At 61.1% G+C, this 21,183-nt stretch carries 22 protein-coding genes; 16 read left to right on the top strand and 6 right to left on the bottom strand.

The features are described 5' to 3' along the window. Position 1 precedes the first annotated feature (1 nt). Both hydA and D3P04_RS00740 read left to right on the top strand, forming a co-directional pair. Entirely contained in the window at positions 2–1,462 is a 1,461-nt protein-coding gene (hydA, locus tag D3P04_RS00735; protein ID WP_119744937.1) for a dihydropyrimidinase, read from the top strand. Beyond that, a complete protein-coding gene (locus D3P04_RS00740; protein WP_119744939.1) occupies positions 1,459–2,103 on the top strand; it encodes an aspartate/glutamate racemase family protein in 645 nt (214 codons plus the stop codon). Before hydA ends, D3P04_RS00740 begins: the two co-directional genes overlap by 4 nt. A gap of 108 nt (positions 2,104–2,211) precedes the next feature. Here the strand turns inward: D3P04_RS00740 and D3P04_RS00745 are convergent, their stop codons facing one another. From D3P04_RS00745 to D3P04_RS00755, 3 genes are read right to left on the bottom strand one after another with little or no spacing between them, the layout of a single operon-like run. Beyond that, entirely contained in the window at positions 2,212–4,461 is a 2,250-nt protein-coding gene (locus tag D3P04_RS00745; RefSeq protein WP_220475224.1) for a xanthine dehydrogenase family protein molybdopterin-binding subunit, read from the bottom strand. After that, positions 4,458–4,946, bottom strand: a complete 489-nt coding sequence (locus D3P04_RS00750) for a (2Fe-2S)-binding protein (RefSeq protein ID WP_119744941.1) — start codon at positions 4,944–4,946, stop codon at positions 4,458–4,460. The genes D3P04_RS00745 and D3P04_RS00750 overlap by 4 nt, the downstream gene beginning before the upstream one ends. Next, positions 4,943–6,319, bottom strand: a complete 1,377-nt coding sequence (locus D3P04_RS00755) for a cytochrome c (protein ID WP_119744943.1) — start codon at positions 6,317–6,319, stop codon at positions 4,943–4,945. Before D3P04_RS00755 ends, D3P04_RS00750 begins: the two co-directional genes overlap by 4 nt. 424 nt (positions 6,320–6,743) lie before the next feature. Here D3P04_RS00755 and D3P04_RS00760 point away from each other — a divergent pair, with 424 nt between their 5' ends. The 7 genes from D3P04_RS00760 to D3P04_RS00790 all read left to right on the top strand — a co-directional run bounded on the left by D3P04_RS00760 (position 6,744) and on the right by D3P04_RS00790 (position 11,400). After that, on the top strand, positions 6,744–7,529 hold the full coding sequence (locus tag D3P04_RS00760) for a sterol desaturase family protein (RefSeq protein WP_119744945.1): 786 nt from the start codon (positions 6,744–6,746) through the stop codon (positions 7,527–7,529). 104 nt (positions 7,530–7,633) lie between these two features. Further along, a complete protein-coding gene (locus D3P04_RS00765) occupies positions 7,634–8,005 on the top strand; it encodes a hypothetical protein (RefSeq protein ID WP_119744947.1) in 372 nt (123 codons plus the stop codon). Between the two features lie 52 nt (positions 8,006–8,057). After that, positions 8,058–8,249 carry a hypothetical protein gene (locus D3P04_RS00770; RefSeq protein ID WP_119744949.1) on the top strand — a complete coding sequence of 64 codons (192 nt, stop codon included), beginning with the start codon at positions 8,058–8,060 and terminating at the stop codon, positions 8,247–8,249. Beyond that, entirely contained in the window at positions 8,246–8,554 is a 309-nt protein-coding gene (locus tag D3P04_RS00775; RefSeq protein ID WP_119744951.1) for a DUF6166 domain-containing protein, read from the top strand. Before D3P04_RS00770 ends, D3P04_RS00775 begins: the two co-directional genes overlap by 4 nt. 79 nt (positions 8,555–8,633) lie before the next feature. Continuing rightward, positions 8,634–9,743, top strand: coding sequence for a Zn-dependent alcohol dehydrogenase (locus D3P04_RS00780; RefSeq protein WP_119744953.1), 1,110 nt, complete (start codon positions 8,634–8,636; stop codon positions 9,741–9,743). Between the two features lie 67 nt (positions 9,744–9,810). Then, positions 9,811–10,572, top strand: a complete 762-nt coding sequence (locus D3P04_RS00785; protein WP_119744955.1) for an alpha/beta fold hydrolase — start codon at positions 9,811–9,813, stop codon at positions 10,570–10,572. Between the two features lie 150 nt (positions 10,573–10,722). Beyond that, entirely contained in the window at positions 10,723–11,400 is a 678-nt protein-coding gene (locus tag D3P04_RS00790) for a GntR family transcriptional regulator (protein WP_119744957.1), read from the top strand. Positions 11,401–11,484: 84 nt separating this feature from the next. On the opposite strand, the gene D3P04_RS00795 is transcribed toward D3P04_RS00790, so the two are convergent. After that, a complete protein-coding gene (locus D3P04_RS00795; RefSeq protein WP_119744959.1) occupies positions 11,485–12,912 on the bottom strand; it encodes an MFS transporter in 1,428 nt (475 codons plus the stop codon). 68 nt (positions 12,913–12,980) lie between these two features. Here D3P04_RS00795 and D3P04_RS23210 point away from each other — a divergent pair, with 68 nt between their 5' ends. Continuing rightward, positions 12,981–13,151, top strand: a complete 171-nt coding sequence (locus D3P04_RS23210; RefSeq protein ID WP_182912689.1) for a hypothetical protein — start codon at positions 12,981–12,983, stop codon at positions 13,149–13,151. Positions 13,152–13,213: 62 nt separating this feature from the next. Here the strand turns inward: D3P04_RS23210 and D3P04_RS00800 are convergent, their stop codons facing one another. Both D3P04_RS00800 and D3P04_RS00805 read right to left on the bottom strand, forming a co-directional pair. Further along, complete coding sequence (locus D3P04_RS00800; RefSeq protein ID WP_119744961.1) at positions 13,214–13,999, bottom strand: GntR family transcriptional regulator; 786 nt, start codon at positions 13,997–13,999, stop codon at positions 13,214–13,216. Beyond that, the gene (locus tag D3P04_RS00805; RefSeq protein ID WP_119744963.1) at positions 13,996–14,835 is read right to left on the bottom strand and encodes a BadF/BadG/BcrA/BcrD ATPase family protein; all 840 of its coding nucleotides are present in this window, start codon (positions 14,833–14,835) and stop codon (positions 13,996–13,998) included. The genes D3P04_RS00800 and D3P04_RS00805 overlap by 4 nt, the downstream gene beginning before the upstream one ends. A 150-nt stretch (positions 14,836–14,985) precedes the next feature. Here D3P04_RS00805 and D3P04_RS00810 point away from each other — a divergent pair, with 150 nt between their 5' ends. From D3P04_RS00810 to D3P04_RS00835, 6 genes are all read left to right on the top strand, one after another. Then, a complete protein-coding gene (locus D3P04_RS00810) occupies positions 14,986–15,867 on the top strand; it encodes an N-acetylmuramic acid 6-phosphate etherase (protein ID WP_119744965.1) in 882 nt (293 codons plus the stop codon). A gap of 51 nt (positions 15,868–15,918) precedes the next feature. After that, positions 15,919–17,178 (top strand): ABC transporter substrate-binding protein, encoded by a 1,260-nt coding sequence (locus D3P04_RS00815; RefSeq protein ID WP_119744966.1) that lies wholly within the window; start codon positions 15,919–15,921, stop codon positions 17,176–17,178. 108 nt (positions 17,179–17,286) lie between these two features. Next, positions 17,287–18,204, top strand: a complete 918-nt coding sequence (locus D3P04_RS00820) for a carbohydrate ABC transporter permease (RefSeq protein WP_119744968.1) — start codon at positions 17,287–17,289, stop codon at positions 18,202–18,204. A 9-nt stretch (positions 18,205–18,213) separates the two neighbouring features. After that, on the top strand, positions 18,214–19,050 hold the full coding sequence (locus D3P04_RS00825) for a carbohydrate ABC transporter permease (protein WP_119744970.1): 837 nt from the start codon (positions 18,214–18,216) through the stop codon (positions 19,048–19,050). Continuing rightward, positions 19,047–20,069, top strand: a complete 1,023-nt coding sequence (locus D3P04_RS00830; protein ID WP_182912690.1) for a Gfo/Idh/MocA family protein — start codon at positions 19,047–19,049, stop codon at positions 20,067–20,069. Before D3P04_RS00825 ends, D3P04_RS00830 begins: the two co-directional genes overlap by 4 nt. A gap of 13 nt (positions 20,070–20,082) precedes the next feature. Then, a complete protein-coding gene (locus D3P04_RS00835) occupies positions 20,083–21,117 on the top strand; it encodes an ABC transporter ATP-binding protein (RefSeq protein WP_119744972.1) in 1,035 nt (344 codons plus the stop codon). Positions 21,118–21,183 lie beyond the last annotated feature (66 nt).

Raw genomic sequence — 21,183 nt, forward strand, 5'->3', positions numbered from 1 at the left:
CATGGAATTTGATCTCGTCATCACAAACGGAACCGTCGCCACCGCGTCGGATACGTTCCGCGCCGATATCGGTATCCGCGACGGACGTATCGCCGCCATCGCCGACAATCTGCACGGCGCGCGCGAGATCGACGCCAGCGGCAAGCTGGTCCTGCCCGGCGGAATCGAGGCGCATTGCCATATCGCGCAGGAAAGCGCGACCGGCGGCATGACGGCGGATGATTACCGCAGCGGCTCGATCTCGGCGGCGTTCGGCGGCAATTCCAGCTTCATCCCCTTCGCCGCCCAGCATCGTGGCATGGGCGTGACCGAGACGCTGGATCTTTACGACAGCCGGGCGCAGGGCAATTCGGTGATCGATTACGGTTATCACCTGATCGTCGCCGATCCGACCGAGGAGGCATTGCACAAGGAACTTCCGCAGGCATTCGCCCGTGGCGTCACCTCGTTCAAGGTGTTCATGACCTATGATCTGATGAAGATCGATGACGGGCAGTTCCTTGATATTCTGTCGGTGGCAAAAACCCATGGCGCGTTGACCATGGTTCATGCCGAGAATTCCGGCATCATCAGGTGGATCTCGGACCGGCTGGTGGCGGCGGGGCATACCCGGCCGCGCTATCACGCCATCAGCCATCCGGCGGTGGCCGAAACCGAGGCGATCAACCGTGCGATCACGCTGGCGCGTTTTGTCGATGCGCCGCTGCTGATCGTGCATGTCTCGACTCCCGAGGGTGCCGGGATGGTTGCGCGGGCGCGGCTGGAAGGCGCGAAAATCTTCGGCGAGACCTGCCCGCAATACCTGTTTCTGACCAAAGACGATCTGGATCGCCCCGGCATGGAGGGTGCCAAGTTCATGTGCTCGCCCCCTGTCCGCGACGCCAAGACACAAGAGGCGCTTTGGCGGCATCTTCAGGCGGGTACATTCTCGGTCTTTTCCTCGGATCACGCGCCCTATCGCTTTGACGACAGCGGCAAGCTGGCGAAAGGCCCCGATGCGACATTCAAGCAGATCGCCAATGGCATGCCGGGTCTGGCGCTGCGCCTGCCTCTGTTGTTCTCGGAAGGTGTCCGGGCCGGGAGGATCACGCTGAACCAATTCGTGGCGCTTGGCGCGACCAACGCCGCGAAACTCTATGGCATGCATCCCGAAAAAGGCACCATCGCCATCGGATCGGATGCCGATATCGCCATCTGGGACCCCGAGGAAACCCGGACCGTCACGGTCGAGGATCAGCATGACAATATGGATTATACGCCGTTCGAGGGCCGGCAGATCACCGGCTGGCCGGTGACGGTCCTGTCACGCGGCGAAACCGTGATGGATGGCGGCAAGCTGGTGGCGCAGCCGGGGCGCGGTAAATTCATCGCCCGTCGCCCGCCGGATTTCACCGGCTATCCGGGCACCCGGACGCCCGAACTCGACCCGGCGCGGAATTTCGGCGCGGAGATCGCGCCATGACCGGCCCCATCGTCGTCATCAACCCCAATTCGAATCAGGCGGTAACGGATGGGCTGGAACAGGCGCTGGCGGCTTTTCGCTGCGGAGTCGGGATCGATTGCGTGACCCTGAGCGAAGGCCCGTTCGGCATCGAAAGCCAGTACCACGTCGAACAGGTCGCATTACCATTGGCCGCGCTTGTGAAAAGCCGGGCCGATGCCTCGGCCTTTGTCATCGCATGCTATTCGGATCCCGGGCTGGATCTGTGCCGCGCGACCGCGACCGTTCCGGTCTTCGGCATTCAGGAATCCGGCGTGCTGACGGCGCTTGCGCGCGGCGACCGTTTCGGCGTTCTCGCCATTGCCGAAGCGTCGATCCCGCGCCATCTGCGCTATCTGCGGCGGATGGGCGTCATCGACCGGCTGGCGGGCGAGCGGGCACTGAATATGAGCGTCGATGAAAGCGCGCGTGGCGAAGGCACATTCGACCGCCTGGTCGAAGTCGGTCATGCCCTGATCTCGGATGGCGCCGATGTGCTGATCCTCGGCTGCGCGGGGATGGCCCGCCATCGCGCGGCGCTTGAAGCGAAGCTGCATCGCCCGGTCATCGATCCGGCTCAAGCCGCCGTGGCCATGGCGCTTGGCGCGGTGCTGAATGGCTGACATTGCCCCGGCCCGGATGAAGGGCGTTGCTGCAATGGTATGCCGCTCTGGCGCGACCCGTGGCCGCCGAACTGTCGCTTGGCGGCGCGCATTTCACGGGTTGGGGCCTCAGACGCCCAGCACCGTCTTCACCCTTTCGCGGGTGAAGGGCAGATCATGGATGCGCTTGCCTGTCGCGTGCCTGAAGGCATTGCCGATAGCGGCCCCGGTCGGCCCCTGGGCCGCTTCGGCAACGCCCAGATAAGGTGTCCCCGGATTATCGACGACCGCCACCTCGATACTGTCGGGAATGGCACTGAACCGAGCGATCGGATAGGCTGACCAGTCCGGCGACTGGATGCGAGTCCGGTCGAACTGCACGGCTTCGTACAGCGTCCAGCTCATCGACTGAATAATGCCGCCCTCGGTCTGGTTGATGATGGCGTCGGGCGCAACCGCCTCGCCGCAATCGACGGCACAAGCGACATGCGAGATTTTCACGATCCCCGTTTCCCGGTCGACCGCCGCCTCCAGCGCAATCGCCAGATAGGCGGCGTGGTTTTTATATTGGGCGAAAGCGAAGCCCCGTCCGCGCCCTTGCGGCAGGGGATCATCGCTCCAGCCGAATTTCTCCGCTGCGGTTTCGATGACCGTTCGGGCCCGCGGATCCGTCATATGCCGCAGCCGGAATTCGACCGGATCGGTTTCGGCAGCCTCTGCCAACTCATCCATGAAGCTTTCGAGCGAAAAGATATTGCAATAGGCGCCCAGACCCCGCAGCGCGGAAACCCGCACGGGCATATCGGGGACGAAATGCCAGTTCACACGCTGGTTCGGGATATCATAAAGCGGAATGGCATTGCGGTCGCCATTGCCTGACGGCGAGATCTGAAGCTTGGCCGGCTCAAGCTGGAAATGTCTGCCCATCAGCCTGGCGGCCATCAGCGATCCTGCCGAGCCCGGCCGGGTGCTGTGGCTGTTGCTCCACAGATCGTACCGCCAGTCGACAATCTTGCCGCTGTCGTCGAGCGTGGCACTGACGCGGGTCAGCATGCCCGCTCCGTAGGGTTCCCAAAGATGTTCCTGCTCGCGCGTCCATTGCACGCGGATGGGTTTCCCCGGCAGCCATTTGGCGATGAGCGCGGCATCCGCCGCCGCATCGTCGGCGCCGTTATGGCCATAGCAACCCGAGCCCTCGACATGAATGCAGCGAACCTTCTCGGGCGGAAGGTCAAGCATCTCCGCAAGCGCGTCGCGGTCGGGATAAACGCCTTGCGTGTGAGTCCAGACCGTCATTGCGTCATTCTCGAACAGAGCTATCGCGGCGGAGGGGCCGATCGATCCGTGCATCTGGTAAGGACGGGTGAACTGGGCCTGCAGGGTCCTGGCTCCGGAAACGGATTCTGCCCCGACCGAAGCAACCGAACCGGTTTCGGACACCGCGCTTTCCAGAAAGGCGGGAATGTCGTTCTGATCCGGCAGGTTTTCCTTTTCGTCCCATTTCGCCGTGGCATAGGCTGCCCGCATGGCGGTGATGGCCTGAAATTCCTGTTCGGCGATGACGGCCAGGAAATCGCCGTCGCGCACCAGCGTCACCACGCCCGGCATGGATGTGATCGCATCTTCGTCGATTTCCACCAGCCGCGCGGTATAGGTGGGCGGCCGCACGAGGCGCGCATGCAGCATGCCTTCGGGCCGCAGATCCTGCACGAATGCCGCGCCGCCGGTGACCTTGGCGGGGATGTCTACCCGCGCGAAGGGCTTGCCGATGGCATGATAGCTGTCGGGTGATTTGAGTGGCACGTTACCGGTTGCGTCGACATGCAGAAGATCGTCCGCGACGATCTCGCCATAGCCAAGCGTGCGGCCATCCGACGCGACGATCCGGCCATTCTCGGCCCTGAGATCCTCTGCCGGAATGCCAAGCTTTTCACTTGCCTGCCGGATCATGATCTCGCGCACCTCTGCCGAGGCGTGGCGAATGGCCGTGCCGCTGTTCTGGATGGTCTGGCTGCCCGCGGTATATCCCTCATTCGGGGTCTGTCCGGTATCGGCGGTGATCAGCTCGATAGAGGCCGGATCCATCTCGAGCTCTTCCGCCGCGATCTGCCGAAGCGCGGTTTTCGTGCCTTGCCCAAGCTCTACCTTGCCGGTGAAGACCGTCACCTTGCCATTCGCATCGATCCTGATCCACGCGTCAAGCGAGGGTGTCTCGGCGAGACTGCCGGGCAGATCCGGATTCTGCGGTGCGGGAGTGGCGGGCGTCGCCACCTCGCCTTCCTGCGCCACGGCGGGGATCGCGAAAGAGACGACAAGCGCGCCGGTCCCGGCAAGGAAACCGCGGCGCGTGGCGTTCAGAGGAGTCGAAATATTCATCATGCCCTCTCTACGGCAGGCGCGGCGGATGCTGATTTCATCAGGGTGCGGGCTTTGGATACGGCGCGCAGAATGCGCATATGGGTGCCGCAACGGCACAGGTTGGGTTCAAGACCATGACGCAGCTCATCATCGGTCGCGTCCGGATTGGCCTCCAGGATCGATTGCGCCCGCATCATCATGCCGGGGATGCAATAGCCGCATTGCGCGGCCTGCTCTTCGATGAAGGCCGTCTGCATCGGGCCGGGATTGTCGATCGTGCCCAGACCCTCGACCGTCTTGATCTCGCGATCCTCAAGAAGCATTACCGGCGTCAGGCAGGAGAAGACCGCCTTGCCATCGACCATTACCGTGCAGGCGCCGCACTGGCCCAGACCGCAGCCGAACTTGGCGCCGTTGAGTCCCAGATCGTTGCGCAAGACGTAAAGCAGAGGGGTGGAGGGATCCGCATCGACCTCGTGGGCCGTGCCATTCACGGTCAGTTTCATTGGTCTTTTGCTCCTACATTGTCGGGGCCGCGTTCGATGCCATCGGACGGCCGCACGCTGACGTGATATTTCCCGCTTCTGGTATCGGTCAGCCGGCTTGCGACATCGTCCCAATTGGGCTGCTGGGCGAATTCCTCACGCAGATAGGCAAGCAGGTCGCTCATTTGCTGATCGTTCATGATCGCTGCAAAACCCGGCATGATCGAGCTTTGCCGCCCGCTTGCGGCTGGCAGGCCGAACAGGATGACATTGATCGCATTTTGTGGATCGGGCGCATTCAATGCGCTTGAAAGATGGAGATTGCTTCCCCCGAAAGGCTGCGGACGATTACTGTCATGGCATGTCGCGCAGGCGGCGTAATAGATGGTCTCGCCGCGTGCGGCCGGGGTGTCGTCCTGCGCGCCCGATGCCGAGGCCAGAACCAGATCGGATGCCGCCGCCGCTTTCAATGCCTGTTCACCGCGCTGCTCGCGTTCGGCCGACGGCGTGCCCATCAGCGACTCCAGATAGACCGCGATCGCCCTGATATCCGAATCCGGAAGCAGGCCAAGATTGCCGGTCACCTCGGCCATCGGGCCGTTGGCGACGCCGTGATCGGCATGCCAGCCCCGGCGCAGATAGGCGTAAAGACTGTCCGCCGTCCATGGCACGGGCGCGGGCGACGCCTCGTTCAAAGCGAAGGCCGACCAGCCTTCTGCCTCGCCCCCGGCAAGATATGCGTCGGGTTTTTCGGCGCCAAAGGCATTTCGCGGTGTATGGCAGGCGCCGCAATGGCCAAGCCCGTCGACCAGATAAGCGCCGCGATTCCACTCGTCGCTTCGCGAGGCGACATTCTGATGGGCGCCTTCGTCGAAGAACAGCAATTTCCAGCCGGCAAGAACGAAACGGATGTTCAGCGGAAAGGGAAGCTCGTTTGCCAGCGGCGATTGTTTTACCGCGGGCCGCGTCATGAGGAAGGCGTAAAGCGCTTTGTTATCCTCGTCTGAAACCCGGGTGAAGTGGTCGAATGGAAATGCGGGATAGAGATGCGAGCCATCGCGGCTGACGCCCTCGCGCATGGCGCGGCTGAACGCTGCTTCGGACCATTGGCCTATCCCGGTTTCCGGATCGGGGGTTATATTGCTGGAATATATGATCCCGAAAGGCGTGGGCATCGCGAAACTGCCCGCGAATGACCGCCCGCCCGGATTGGTATGGCAGGCCGTGCAATTTCCGACGGCGGCCAGCTGTGCGCCTTTCTCGATCAGTTCCTGATCGAAATCGGCGCGTTGCGGTGGCGTGGCGGGATCAATCGCCGGCTTCCACGCATAGGCGAACAGGCCCGCTGCAACGATGGCAAGCAGAATGACGAATCTGACGATGAGGCGCTTCACGATATTGCAGTCCTGAACAGGGGGCTTAGCTTGAACGGCTTAGCTGCCATCAGTCGCGTGAATGGTATTATCTATACCTTATAGCCTCAGCCATCTGAAAATTCCAGCATAGTGGCCCCGGCTGATTTCTCTGTGTACCATCCGGCCCTTCGGCGATGCCGATTCAGGCCGGTGGTTTTATGGCGCGGCGCATGGCGTGGCTTTGCCATTCCGCCCTTGGCATCGCGCCGATGCGAAGCAGGATCAGCATGGCGCCGATACTCGCGCGGATGGCGGGGGAAGCCTCTGTCCCACGAACCGCTAGAAAGCAATTAATTCCAATAAAAATACATAATTTCAATTGGTTAATTTCTGATCAAAGCTCTGCTTGTAATTGATATATCAGTAAGATATCATAACCGAGAATCGTCTAAGGGAGAGGGCAATGGAACTTCAGAACACCCAGATGTCTGAACGCCAGAAGAAGTACCGCGCCAATTATCGTCAGCGGGTGGCCGGCTGGTATAACGGCTTTCTGCATATCGTCATCATCTATGTGATCGGTCTGACGGCGTTCTATGTCTATGTGTCGAACATTCATGACGTGACGCCACTGGAATGGCTGACGATCCCGGTCGTCTTTCTGTTCTGCAATTTCTTCGAATGGTGGCTTCATCTCTATGTCATGCACCGGCCCTCGAAGAACCCGATCGCCCGGGCGGTCTACAACCGCCACACCCTGCAGCATCATCAGTTTTTCACCGAAGTCGAAATGCGCTTCGCGGATCACAAGGATTATCGCGTGACTTTCTTTCCGCCCTATGCGCTGGCGGCCTTCACGCTGATGTCGATCCCCGGCGCCATTGTCCTGGGCTATCTGTTTACGCCGAATGTCGGCTGGCTGTTCATCGCAACCACCACAAGCGTCTACATGATTTATGAATTCATGCATTTCTGCTGTCATGTCGAAGAGAACTGGTTCGTGCGGAACATGCCCTTCATCAATACCAACCGGCGCCATCACACCGCGCATCACGATCAGTCCCTGATGATGGAGCGGAATATGAATCTGACTTTTCCGATCATGGACTGGCTGTTCGGCACCTCTGACCTGAATCGTGGTCTGCTTGGCCATCTCTTTAACGGCTACGAGACGCGTTATGTCCGCCGCGACATGCGCAAGACCTCGCGCAAACCGGTTCAGGCATCCGGCTCGCATCCAGCCGAATAGACATCAATCAAAACAGGTAGCGGGCGAAACAGGCAACGGGATTCGCTGTTGGCGGTGTCCAGCCGCCGGTGGTGCCGTGTCCTGACCCGGGAGAAAGCAATACCATGGATATGATCGAACCGAACATCACCGGCCTTTTCATCTTCGCACTGCTTGCCAGCGTGGGAAGTCTGGGCGTACTGGTTCTGAGTGGCGTTTTCCCTCTGGCCACCCGTCCGGAACTGAAACGGCCGGTGGGCATCGGACTTATCGCGGTGAACCTGCTGCTGCTGGCCGCCGTTCTCTATGGCACGATCAGCTTCGGACTGAACGAGCTTCGCTGGACCAGCATGGTCATCGTCGGCGGCATGGCGTTTCTGTTTACGCCGGGGCTTTTCAACGCCTGGCCGGGCAAATGGCGGGACGGAGTTGCCGGGCTCGTCACGGTGACGCTGGGACTGGGCGCGACGGCATATCTGCTTGGATCAATCACCTGATCGCCACGCATATCCAAGGCTGGTCGCTTTATTCGTTACAGGAGGAACTTATATGCCCTTCCACATCAAATTTGGCCTGTCCGTGATGGTGGCGCTCGCCGCCTTGGCCGGATGGTTCTTTATGGGTCACCTTGGCCAGACAGGTCCGCAATGGGCACTGACATTTCTTGGCCCCTTCAGTGTCTTCTCCTTGTGGATCTTCCCCGAGGTGATGCGGGGTAAAGCGGATGGGAGGAAATCATGAAAACATATACCGGTGATCGCACCATTGACGGCGTCGTCGTCGAGGTGAACGGGCAGGAACTCCCCAGCCATGCCGATATCAGGAAATTCACCAATGCGGATTACGAATGGGGCTATGAAGGACTGGCGGCTACTCAGCTGGCTTTCGCGATGCTTTACGATCATACCGGCGATGCAAGCCTGGCCATCCGGCTTGCCACGGCCTTCATGAAGAAGGTGACGGCGAATTTCGGCAATGACTGGGAAATGACATCCGCCGACATGGACAGCGCCATCGATCAAATCGAATCCGTGCGCGCGGGTTGAACAGCCATGCTTACCATCGGGCAAAAGCATGCGACCACGGCTGACGCCGCCAAACAGATATCGTCGAAGGAAACCCGCAATGAATTTGAGTTTCAGGGCATCGGTCCTTCATTCAGTGAACAGCCCGCTGAAGACCGAAACGGTAGAGGTCGCCGGGCTGGCTGCGCGGGATGTCCTTGTCAGGATCTGTGCCGCGGGACTGTGCCACACCGATCTTGAGGTGATCGATGGCTCGCTTCGGCAGCCTTTGCCGATCGTGCTGGGACACGAAGCCGCAGGGGTGGTCGAGGCAGTCGGTCCGGAAGCAGACAAGGTTGCGGTCGGGGATCATGTGATCCTGTCGTGGAACCCCCATTGCGGTCATTGTTTCTACTGCGATCACAGCCTGCCGATCCTTTGCGAGACCTATCTTGCGAATACTCCGGCGGCGCTTGCCTTCGATGGCCGGCCACGGGCGCGGCTTTCCGGAGGCGAGGATCTGCATCAGCTGATGTATATGGGGGCCTTCGGCGAGTTCTGCGTGGTTCAGGATCAGCAGGCCATCCCGATCCCGAAGGAAATGCCCTTTCCGCAGGCCGCCCTGATCGGCTGCGGCGTGATGACGGGCGTCGGCGCGGCGATTAACGTGGCGCAGGTCAGCCCGGGATCGTCGGTCATGGTCATTGGCTGCGGCGCGGTCGGGCTGGCGGCAATACAGGGCGCGGTTCTGGGAGGAGCCGACCGGATCATCGCGGTCGATTTGCAGGACAGCCGTCTTGAGGTCGCGAAACGGATGGGCGCCTCTGTGCTGGTCAATCCGGCCCGTGACGACGCCGTTCAGGCAGCCCGGGACATCACATCGGGCCGTGGCGTCGACACGGCTCTGGAATCTGCCGGAAATGAACCCGCGTTCCGGCTGACTGTCGAGGCCGTGCGTCCCGGCGGGCAGGTGATCTGGCTGGGCAAGACCGATGTGAACAAGGATGTCTCTTTCCGCTGGGGCTCGCTCATGCAGGAAAAGCGCATCCGCCGCTCTTCATATGGCGATGCCCGGCCGGCCCGGGATTTCCCCTTTCTTTGCCGCGCCTATCTGGACGGCCGCCTTGATCTGGACGCCCTGATCTCGCAGGAGATCGGTCTGGACCAGATCAATGAAGGCTTCGCAGCTTTGCGGGCCGGCGAAACGATCCGCAGCATTGTCACATTCTGAGTCTGCCGGACGGCGGACCGCTTCCCGCCTCCGCATTTATCCATTCAAGCGGAAATTATGGTGAGACATGATTGTAACCATTCCCGAGGGCGTGCTTGAATGTCTGAGCGCAGGCGCCACTGAAGACAAGCGTCCAAGCGTGGTGCTGCTGCATGGCATTCAGGGCACGGCGACGATCTGGAAGCCGTTGCTGCCCGGTCTGTCCTGTCTTGGGCCGGTCCTTGCCCCTCATCTTCGCGGCCGGGCGGGTTCCTACAGCCCGGATCGGCCCGATGCATATGGCCTGACGGGATTCGCCAGCGATCTGCACACGGTTATTGCAGGATTGCATGGGCCTGTCCTGCTTGTGGGCTGGAGCATGGGCTGTCTGGTCTCGCTTGAATATCTGCGTATCCACGGGTCGGATCGATTGATGGGGCTGATGCTGGTCAGCGGCACGCCCTGCATCGGCGCGACCGGAGGCAATGATGCGAACTGGTTTCATGGCGACACGCCGGAACGGGTCGCCCGCGAGGCCGCCCAACGTGCGAAACGGCTGCAATTGACGGAAACCGCGACGGATGTTGCGGTCGCGGGCTCATGGCTTGCCGTTCGGGCTGCCGATTTTCGCGATTTCCTGCCACAGATCGACCTGCCGACCATGGTTCTTCATGGATCCGAAGATAGTGAATGCCCCGTTGCGCATGCCAGCATATTCGCCCGTTCCATACCTGGCGCGCAACTTGGCATCTGGGAAGGATGCGGTCATGTCCCGATGACCTATGCGCCTGAACGATTTTCCCGCGCGGTGGCGGATTTTTTCCATATTTGTCAAGGATGTTCCGCGTGATCGTGGGCAGTTTGTTTTGCCCTGCAGCCCGCAGGTCCGCGCAGGGTGCCGTTTGCGCTCTTGGCGCGATGGTATATAAACCATATATGTGAGATCGTCAGAGCCAATCCGCGAGTCTCCGGGTAAACTATTCAGGATGATCGTCACGTCATGAGTGCATCAGACATTACTACGCCAGCTCGTCTAACCGGCGACAAGAACAGCACTCTGACCGACCGTGCCTATCATCAGCTTGAAGAGCGAATCGTCAATTTGCAGCTTGAACCCGGTCAGGTCCTGTCCGAGGCGCAGCTTGCCGAGGAACTTGGCATCGGGCGCACTCCGGTGCGGGAGGCATTGCAGCGGCTGGCCAGCGAAGGTCTGGTGAATGTGCTGCCCCGACGCGGTATTCTGGTCTCGGAAATCAATCTTTCACGGCAATTGCTTCTGCTCGAACTGCGCCGGGAGGTCGAACGCCTTTGCACCCGCAAGGCCGCGCAGCGTGTGCTTCCCGATGAACGCGAGGCGTTCCGTATTTTGGCCGATGCTTTGGCCGAAGCCGCCAAAAATCGCGACGACGCGGCCTTCATGCGGTTGGATCTGGAATTCAATCAGGCATTGGTGGCTGCCTGCCGCAATGAGTTCGCCGAACGCGCGATGCGCCGCATTCAGGGCCTCTCTCGCCGCTTCTGGTTTCAGCATTACCGTGAAGCGCTGGATCTGGAGCGTTGCGCCAATCTGCATGCAAAGGTTGCGCGGATGATTTCCGAGGGCGATGCCGATCGTGCGGCTGACGCATCGGATGAACTGATGGATTATATCGTCGAATTCACGCGCTCAACGATCTGATATCCGGCAGCCGGGCGGCGGCGGGACCGGCATCTGTAACCCGGCCGCCAGTCTGTCCCGGCGGCCGGATTGATTGTTCTGCGATCAATGCGAGATTTCTTCGAGCGATTTGCCCCTTGTCTCGATCCCGAAGATGCCGATGGCCAATGCGGCGACAATGAACGAGCCCGCTCCAAGCGCAAACACACCGCTATTGCCCAATGTAGGCAGGACGATCCCGATGATATACGGGCCAAGCAGCGACCCGATCCGGCCGATGGCCGAGGCGCAGCCCGCGCCGGTGGCCCGGGAGCGTGTCGGGTAAAGTTCCGGCGTATATGCGTAAAGCACCGACCACATCCCGAACAGGAAGAACTGCATGACAAGGCCGTAAGAGATGAGCATGGCGGTCGTCGTCGCGTTGCCATAGAAATATGCCGCAACCGCGGAGCCGATCAACATCATCATTGCGGTGGGTTTACGTCCCCATTTGTCCAGCAAGATGGCGGCCGCAACGAATCCGGGCAGACCGGCCAGAGAGATCGTGATCGTATAAGTGACCGATTGGGAAACGCTATGTCCCGCATCCTGTAGCAATGCGCTGAGCCAGGTCGTCAGCCCATAGAAACCCAGCAGGGCAAAGAACCACACCGTCCAGATCATCATCGTCCGGCTGGCATAACCGTTGGACCACAATTCGAGAAAAGAGAAACGGCGCTCTTCGCTGGCGCGGCTTTCGATCGGCTTCGGAGCCGGTAGCGTCCGTCCTTCGGGCAGCCGTTTCAGAACTTTCTCTTCGATCCGGCTCATGACCCGTTCCGCCTGATCATTGCGTCCGCGATCCGCCAGCCAGCGAGGCGATTCGGGTACGAAAATCCGGATTATCAGCAGGAAAGCGGCTGGAATGGCCTGGAACAGGAACATTGTGCGCCAGTCGAAATGAGTCAGGAACAGCAGGCTCAGCAAGCCCGCCGCGATAAAGCCGATGGGCCAGAACCCCTCCAGAACGGCAAGGTAACGCCCCCGTTTCGCGGTCGGCAGGATCTCCGAGACGATCGCCAGCGCCACGGGGAACTCCATTCCCATGCCAAAGCCAAGCAGCAGCCGGGCATAACCAAGCGTTTGCGCATCCGGTGCATAGGCGCACCACAGGCTTCCCAGGCCCCAGAATACCATACTGACCTGAAAGACCATTTTTCGTCCGAAACGGTCAGCGGCCATGCCGGCGATGGCAGCGCCCAGGAACATGCCTATGAAGCTCATGCTGGACAGCAGGCCAGCCTGAGCCGTGGTCAAACCGAATTCATTGCGGATTGAGCCCAGAAGAAATGTCAGTGAGCCGAGATCGATCGAATCGAAGAGCCAGGCGGTCGCAATAATACCGAAAATGAAACGCTGATAGCCGGTCATCGGCAATCGATCGAGCCTTGCGGCGATCATCGCATCGGACGCCGTTTCGGCAGCTCCGCGCACAACCTTGGAAGATGGGCTCGGGGCGGCAATCCCCCCGGCGCCTGTCGTCAGGTCTGTCATGTGAACTCCTCCCTTTCACAGCTACCTCCATACAGATCTACGATTAAAATGCAATAGATATATCAGATGTGGATAACAATCATGCACCGGATCTGCCAAGCTGTGAGGCAGCCGTGATCCAGCCGGTGCTGACGAATGTGGCGACAGGCAATCCGCAGGCGGGGCCGGGCGTGTTACGGCAGATTGCGACGTGGCGGACCATGATGGAGGTGGTTGCCGGGATGATCCCGGGGGATTGAACTGGCGTAGCGATGAGGCAGATCCGATCCGGGACGAGTAAGACGGATCATGCGCCTTTGAATCAGGCGCCGTTCCTTTCAGCCTCGCTCCGGTCGTCGCCTGAAGCCAGTTTCAGCTCGACGGCGAAATCATAGGCATCGCCGCGATAGATCGAGCGGGTGAACTCGACCACTTGTCCGGTTTCAAGGTAAGAGACGCGTTCGATCCTCAGTGCGGCGACACCCGTGCCGACGCCCAGCAGATCGGCATCCTTCGGGCCGAGATTGGTCGCAGAGATCCGCTGTACCGCCCGGACTGGCCGCAGCCCGCGCGCGTTCAGCACCCCGTAAAGCGAAAATTCGATCGCCTGCGGATCGGGCAGGATGGCGGCGGGCAGCGAGGCGCGTTCGATTGCCAGTGGAACGCCGTCGGAACTGCGCACCCGTTCCAGCCGCGCCACCCGGTCGCCGGCGCCGAGGCCAAGCGCCATCACCTCTTCCGGGACGGGGGCGTGAAGGCCGCGCATCAGCCAATGGCTTTCAACCTGCCGCCCGCGCCGCGCCATGTCCTCGGTGAAGGAAGTCAAAAGCGATAATGCCTGTTCCAGTCGCTCGACCTTGGGTGCGACGAAGGTACCCGAGCCGCGCTTCTGCACCAATTGACCCGAGGCGACCAGCGCCTCGATCCCCTTGCGGATGGTGACCCGCGACAACCCGGTCTGGATCGCCATCTCGCGTTCGGGCGGGAGGCTGTCGCCGGGCTTCAGGCGGCCCGAGGCGATGGCTTCGGCAATGCGGCGATGCAATTGCAGATATAGCGGGCCGCTGTCGCCGTCGCTGAAATTCTTGGCCGAGAACAGGTCGTTCATGCCGCGCCCGCCATCTGCCGGGCCATCAGCAATGCGCCATCGACACTGTCACCGCGGGCAGCCTGAACCGGCCACGGAGCGTTCAGCCGCGCGGCGTAATGCGGACCAAGACCGCCGACGAACACGACCGGCATATTGTCGCCGTCCTGCAATACGGTCAGGATATGGCGGATCTCTTCCACGGCGCGGGTGAAGATGCGATTCGCGGCCTGATCGCCTGAATTGACGATCCGGGGGGCCAGTTCACCGAATTGCGCCGGACTGGCACGATTGCCGAACGAGATGATCCCTTCGGCGCCGCCATATTCGTCCAGCAGGTCTTGCAGCAGCGGCGTCATCGGCAGAAAGCCGTCGCCTGCCCGCATCGCATCGGCCAGCAACTCGCGGCCCATCACCGCGCCGCTGCCCTCATCCCCCAGCAGGAAACCGCGCCCGCCGACCTGTCGCACCTTGCCCGCCCGCTGCACCGCGAAGACCGAGCCGGTGCCGAGCGCAGCGAGAATACCGTCATCCGCGCCCAATGCGCCGCGCGTGGCGGTGATCGCGTCATTGACGATCTGAAGCTTTGCAAAGGGCAGAAGCTCTGTCAGCCGGTTTGTCGCGGCGGTGATCGTGCCCCCTGCAAGGCCAAGCGTGGCGATCAGATCGCGCGGATCGGCGCCGATATCCGCAACCGCCCGGCTGGTCGCGGCAAGGATATTGGCCGCGGCGCCGTCGACATCGGTGTTGATATTGGCGGGCCCGCCATGACCCCGGCCCAGCACATGCCCTTCGGCATCGGCCAAAGCCGCCCGGCATCCGGTGCCACCGCCATCGATTCCAAGAAACAGCGTCATTCGGGCCTCCTTGCGGCGAAGATACCAAAGCAATACCAAATAAAAAGAGTAATCTGCAATTGTTCGAAAAATAAGCAATTGGCAGCGATTTTACGAACGCTCTTTACAATTGGTATTAAGTTGGCATCATCACCTGAAGTGAGGAATCAGATGGCCGAAAGCAATACTGAATCGCGACATCCCGCAGCGGACGGATTGCACCTGCAGCCTGCGGGGCAGATCCTTTCGGCATTGCTGGACGCGCAGATCGGTGCGCTTGCCGGGGTGAAACCCGCTTTGCCCGCGATCGAAAAGGCGGCCGAGATTTGCGCCGACGCTTTGGCGCGCGGTGGGCGGATGGGCTATGCCGGGGCGGGAAGTTCCGGCCTGATGGCATTGGCGGACAGTCTCGAACTGGCGGGCACCTTCGGACTCCCTCCCGAAAGGACGCCGATGATGTTCGCGGGTGGCGCGGATGCGCTTCTGCACATGAAGGGCGCGGCAGAGGACGATCCCCGGCTTGCCGTGGCGGATCTGGATGCATCTGGCCTGCAGGCGGGCGATGCGGTGCTGATCCTGACGGCCTCGGGCAGGACGCCCTATGCCCTGACCATCGCGCAGGAGGCGCGGGCGCGCGGGATCACTGTCGTTGGCTTCGCCAATGTGGATGGCACGCCGCTTCTGGAGATGTCCGATATCGCCGTCCTGCTGCGGACCGGGGCCGAGATCGTTGCGGGCTCTACCCGGATGGGGGCGGCAACGGCGCAAAAGGTGGCACTGAACATGCTGTCGGTGCTGGTCGGTATCCGTCTGGGCCATGTGCATGACGGCTATATGGTCAATCTTGTCGCCGACAATGCCAAGCTGGTGGACCGGGCCATGCGGATCGTCAGCAATCTTGCCTCGGTGCCGCTGCCGGTGGCCGAAGCGGCGCTTACGGCCACGCAAGGGGCAGTGAAGCCCGCAATTCTGGTGGCGCAGGGCATGGACCCGGAAAGAGCCGCCGCCGAACTGGAGCGGACGGGGGGGCATCTGCAGCCGCTGCTCGCATGATTTCGTGAAAACCAGGGGCCGGGGAACAGGTCCATATTCAGGGAGAAGAACATGACCCGAACCATTCGTCTGGCACTATTGGCCAGCACATTCATGGCCGGCGCGGCCGCCGCGCAGGATGTCACGCTGACCGTCGAAAGCTGGCGCAACGACGACCTGCAGATCTGGCAGGAAACCATCATCCCGGCCTTTGAAGCCGCAAATCCCGGCATCAAGATCAATTTCGCGCCAACCGCTCCGGCGGAATATAATGCGGTGCTGAATTCGAAGCTGGATGCGGGCTCTGCGGGCGATCTGATCACCTGCCGTCCCTTCGATGCCTCTCTGGAATTGTTCAACAAGGGACAGTTGGCCGATCTGACGGATCTGGAATCGATGGCCAATTTCTCGGATGTGGCGAAATCGGCCTGGCAGACGGATGACGGCAGCGCGACCTTCTGCGTGCCGATGGCTTCGGTCATCCATGGCTTCCTGTACAACAAGGCCGCGTTCGAGGAACTGGGGCTGGAGCCGCCGAAGACGGTCGATGAATTCTATGCCGTGCTGGACAAGATCAAGGAGGACGGCACCTATATCCCGATGGCCATGGGCACACCCGATCAATGGGAAGCCGCGACCATGGGCTATCAGAATATCGGCCCGACCTATTGGAAAGGCGAGGAAGGCCGCAAGGCCCTGATTGACGGCAGCCAGAAGCTGACCGATGAGGGCTGGGTCGAGCCGTTCCGGCAATTGGCGAAGTGGAAGGACTATCTGGGCGACGGGTTCGAGGCGCAGACCTATCCCGACAGCCAGAACCTGTTCACCCTTGGCCGCGCCGCGATCTATCCGGCCGGTTCATGGGAGATCGGCGTTTTCGAGCCGCAGATCGCGGGTGCGTTCGAGATGGGCGCCTTCGCCCCGCCCATCGTGGCCGAGGGCGACACATGTTATATCAGTGATCATACCGATATTGGCATTGGTCTGAACGCAGCGTCGCAGAATGCGGATGCGGCGCGGACCTTCCTTGAATGGGTCGGTTCGGACGAGTTCGCCTCGCTTTATGCGAATGCGCTGCCGGGCTTCTTCTCGCTGAATTCGAACCCGGTCGAGATGGAGAATGCCGTAGCGCAGGAATTCGTGAGCTGGCGCGAGAATTGCGAGCCGACGATCCGGTCCACCTATCAGATCCTGTCGCGCGGTACGCCGAATCTCGAAAACGAGACCTGGAATGCAAGCGCCAATGTGATCAATGGGACCGAAACCCCGGAAGCGGCTGCAGAGCGGCTGCAAGAAGGGCTGGCCTCGTGGTATGAGCCGCAGCAGAACTGATGGTGATGCGGGGGGCGTTCTGCCGGTTGCCTGCTGGTTCCTGAACCACTGACACAGCGACAGGCTGTCCCCCGAAGAAGGTATTTGTGCAAAGAAGAAGGGGCGCGGATGGCGCGGCGAAAGGGGTTTCGGTGGCATATCGCCGTATTTCTGGCACCGGCGGTGCTGGTTTATACCGCGATCATGATCATTCCGCTGATCGGGACGCTGAACCTGTCGCTGTTCGGCAAGGGCGAGACCGGGCGCGTTTTCGTGGGGCTGGCGAATTTTGCCACCTTGTTCGGCGATCCGCGCTGGTCGGCTGCGTTCTGGAATGCGCTGGCGAATAATGCGTGGTTCTTTCTGGTTCATATGTTGGTGCAGAACCCGGTCGGCGTGATGCTGGCGGCGTTGCTGTCGTCCCCGCGGCTGCGGATGGCGGCGTTCTATAGGACTGCGATCTTCGTGCCGACCATCCTGTCTTTCGTGATCGTGGGATTCGTCTGGAAACTGATCCTGTCGCCGATTTGGGGGATTGCGCCGAATATGCTGGATGCGGTGGGTCTGAAAAGCCTGTTCGCGCCGTGGCTGGGACGCGAGGGGACGGCACTGACGACCCTGGCGCTGGTCTCTGTCTGGCAGTTCGTGGGCATTCCGATGATGCTGATCTATGCCGCCCTGCTGTCCATCCCCGACGAGGTGATCGAGGCGGCCGAGATGGATGGCGTTACCGGCTGGCCGCAATTCTGGAAGATCAAGCTGCCGCTGATCCTGCCCTCGATCGGCATCATCTCGGTCCTGACCTTCGTCGGCAATTTCAACGCCTTCGATCTGATCTATGTCAGTCAGGGGGCATTGGCGGGGCCGAATTTCGCGACTGATCTTCTGGGGACGTTCCTGTACCGGACCTTCTTCGGATTCCAGCTGCAACTGGGCGATCCGCATATGGGGGCGACCATCGCCACAGCCATGTTCGGGATCATCCTTGTCGGTGTCTGCATCTATCTGTTCGCCATCCAGACGCGGTTGCGCCGCTATCAGTTCTGAGGCCCGAAGATGTCCGCCCGCCATTCCCTTCCCCGCAGCATCGCCGCCCACGGCATCCTGATCACCTATACGCTGATCGCGCTGTTCCCGGTCTTCGTGATCGTCATCAACAGCTTCAAGTCGCGTCAGGCGATCTTCAGGGAACCTTTGGCGCTGCCGACGCGAGAGACATTCGATCTGATCGGCTTCCAGACCGTTCTGGCTCAGGGGGATTTCTTTCAATATTTCCAGAACTCGATGATCGTGACCGTTGCCAGCCTGTTCTTCGTGCTGCTGTTCGGGGCGATGGCGGCATTCGCGCTGTCGGAATATCGCTTCCGGGGCAACAGCCTGATGGGGCTGTATCTGGCGCTTGGGATCATGATCCCGATCCGGCTTGGCACCGTCGCCATCCTGCAACTGATGGTGGCCACCGGGCTGGTCAATACGCTGACGGCACTGGTGCTTGTCTATACCGCGCAGGGGCTGCCACTGGCGATCTTCATCCTGTCGGAATTCATGCGAAACGTCTCTGACGATCTGAAGAATGCCGGGCGGATCGACGGGCTGTCGGAATATCGGATATTCTTCCGGCTGGTTTTGCCATTGGTGCGCCCGGCGATGGCGACCGTTGCCGTCTTCACCATGATCCCGATCTGGAACGACCTGTGGTTCCCGCTGATCCTCGCGCCGTCCGAGCCGACCAAGACGATCACGCTGGGCTCTCAGGTTTTCATCGGGCAATTCGTCACCAACTGGAACGCGGTTCTTGCGGCGCTGTCGCTGGCCATCGTGCCGGTGATGGTCCTATATCTGATCTTCTCGCGCCAGTTGATCCGTGGCATTACCGCAGGAGCCGTGAAATGATCCGTGTCCTTGTCGCCGGGCTGGGCAATATGGGGCTAAGCCATGCTTTGGCCTATCATCACAATCCGGATTTTCAGATCGTCGGGCTGGTCAATCGCAGCGTGCCGGACCTGCCGCCGGAATTGCAGGATTATCCCCTGAGCCATGATTATGCCGAGGCATTGCAGCGGCTGAAGCCCGATCTGGTCTGTATCGCCACCTATTCCGACAGCCATGCCGATTTCGCCGTGGCTGCGATGCAGGCGGGCGGGCATGTCTTTGTCGAAAAGCCGCTGGCCAGCAATGTGGCGGATGCGCAGCGCGTGATGGATTGCGCCGTCGAGACCGGGCGCAAGCTGGTTGTGGGCTATATTCTGCGTCACCATCCAAGCTGGCAGCGCCTGATTGCCGAGGCGCGGGCGCTTGGCGGGCCGTTCGTGTTCCGTCTGAACCTGAACCAGCAATCCAGCGGCCCGACATGGGAGGTTCACAAGGCCCTGATGCAGACCACCTCTCCCATCGTGGATTGTGGGGTGCATTATGTCGATGTCATGTGCCAGATCACCGATGCCGCCCCGGTCGAGGTGCGCGGCATGGGGCTGCGCCTCAGTGATGAAATCGCGCCGGATATGTATAATTACGGCCAGTTTCAGGTGCTGTTCGAGGATGGCTCGGTTGGCTGGTATGAAGCGGGTTGGGGGCCGATGATGTCGGACACCGCTTTCTTCGTGAAGGATGTGGTCAGCCCGAATGGCGCTGTTTCGATCCGGATGCCCGAAGGCGTTCGCTCGGACGATGTGGACGCCCATACCATGACCTCGACCCTGCGGGTGCATCGCGTGGGGCAGGGGGATGAGGATCTGTCGATGGCGGGCGAGCCGGGGCATCAGGAGCTTTGCGATGCCGAGCAGGCATTCGTGGCGAAAGCGATTGCCGAGGATCTGGACCTGACCCGTCATATGCAGGACGCGGTGCGTTCGCTTGCCGTCTGCCTTGCCGCCGATGAAAGCGTCCGCACCGGCGTTCCGGTCAAACTGTGAAGGAGGCGGCCACGTGTCAGCCCTGACCCTGTCCAATGTCACCAAGACTTTCGGTACGACCGAGGTTATCACCGGCGTCGATCTGGATGTCGAACCGGGCGAATTCTGCGTTTTCGTCGGCCCGTCCGGCTGCGGGAAATCGACATTGCTGCGGATGATCGCCGGGCTGGAGGACGTGACCTCGGGCGATGTGAAGATCGACGACAGGCGGGTGAACGATGTCGCCCCCGCCAAGCGCGAGATCGCGATGGTGTTCCAAAGCTATGCGCTTTATCCGCATCTGACCGTGCGCGACAATATGGGGCTGGCATTGAAGCAAGCGGGAACCTCCCGTGCCGATATCACTGCCGCGACCGATAAGGCCTCGGCGATGCTGGGCCTTGATCCGCTGATCGACCGCCGCCCGTCCGAGCTTTCGGGCGGCCAACGTCAGCGGGTCGCCATCGGCCGCGCCATTGTCCGGCGGCCGAAGCTGTTTCTGTTCGATGAGCCGCTGTCGAATCTTGATGCCGCGCTGCGCGTTGCGACCCGGATCGAGATCGCGCGTTTGCACCGCGAGCTTGGGGCGACGATGATCTATGTGACGCATGATCAGGTCGAGGCGATGACCCTTGCCGACAAGATCGTGGTCCTGCGCGCGGGCCGGGTCGAGCAGGTGGGGCCGCCGATGGAATTGTATAACGATCCGGCGAATACATTCGTTGCGGGTTTTATCGGCAGCCCGCAGATGAATTTCCTGAAATCCGGACCGCTGGGATTGTCCTCGGCGCAGATGGGGATTCGCCCGGAACATCTGGAGATTTCGACCGAAGCCGGACAGATCGCGGGCAAGATCAGCCATGTCGAGAAACTGGGCGGCGAGACGCTGGTCTATGTCCTGACCGAGGATCACGGGCTGCTGACGGTGCGGCTGTTCGGCGAACATGATTATCAGGTTGATGCGCCGGTCTGGCTGACGCCGGACGCCGCGCGGGCGTTTCATTTCGATGAGCATGGGCAGAGGTTGCGGCCGGGCGAAAGTTCAGCGGCAGGCCGCGCGACCCCCTGACGTCATTCGCCGCCCCGGATGGGTGCGCGAAACCGTCCTCTATGGACATGACCTGCGGATTGCGTC

The organism is Paracoccus onubensis, assembly GCF_003591515.1.
Lineage (GTDB): Bacteria > Pseudomonadota > Alphaproteobacteria > Rhodobacterales > Rhodobacteraceae > Paracoccus > Paracoccus onubensis.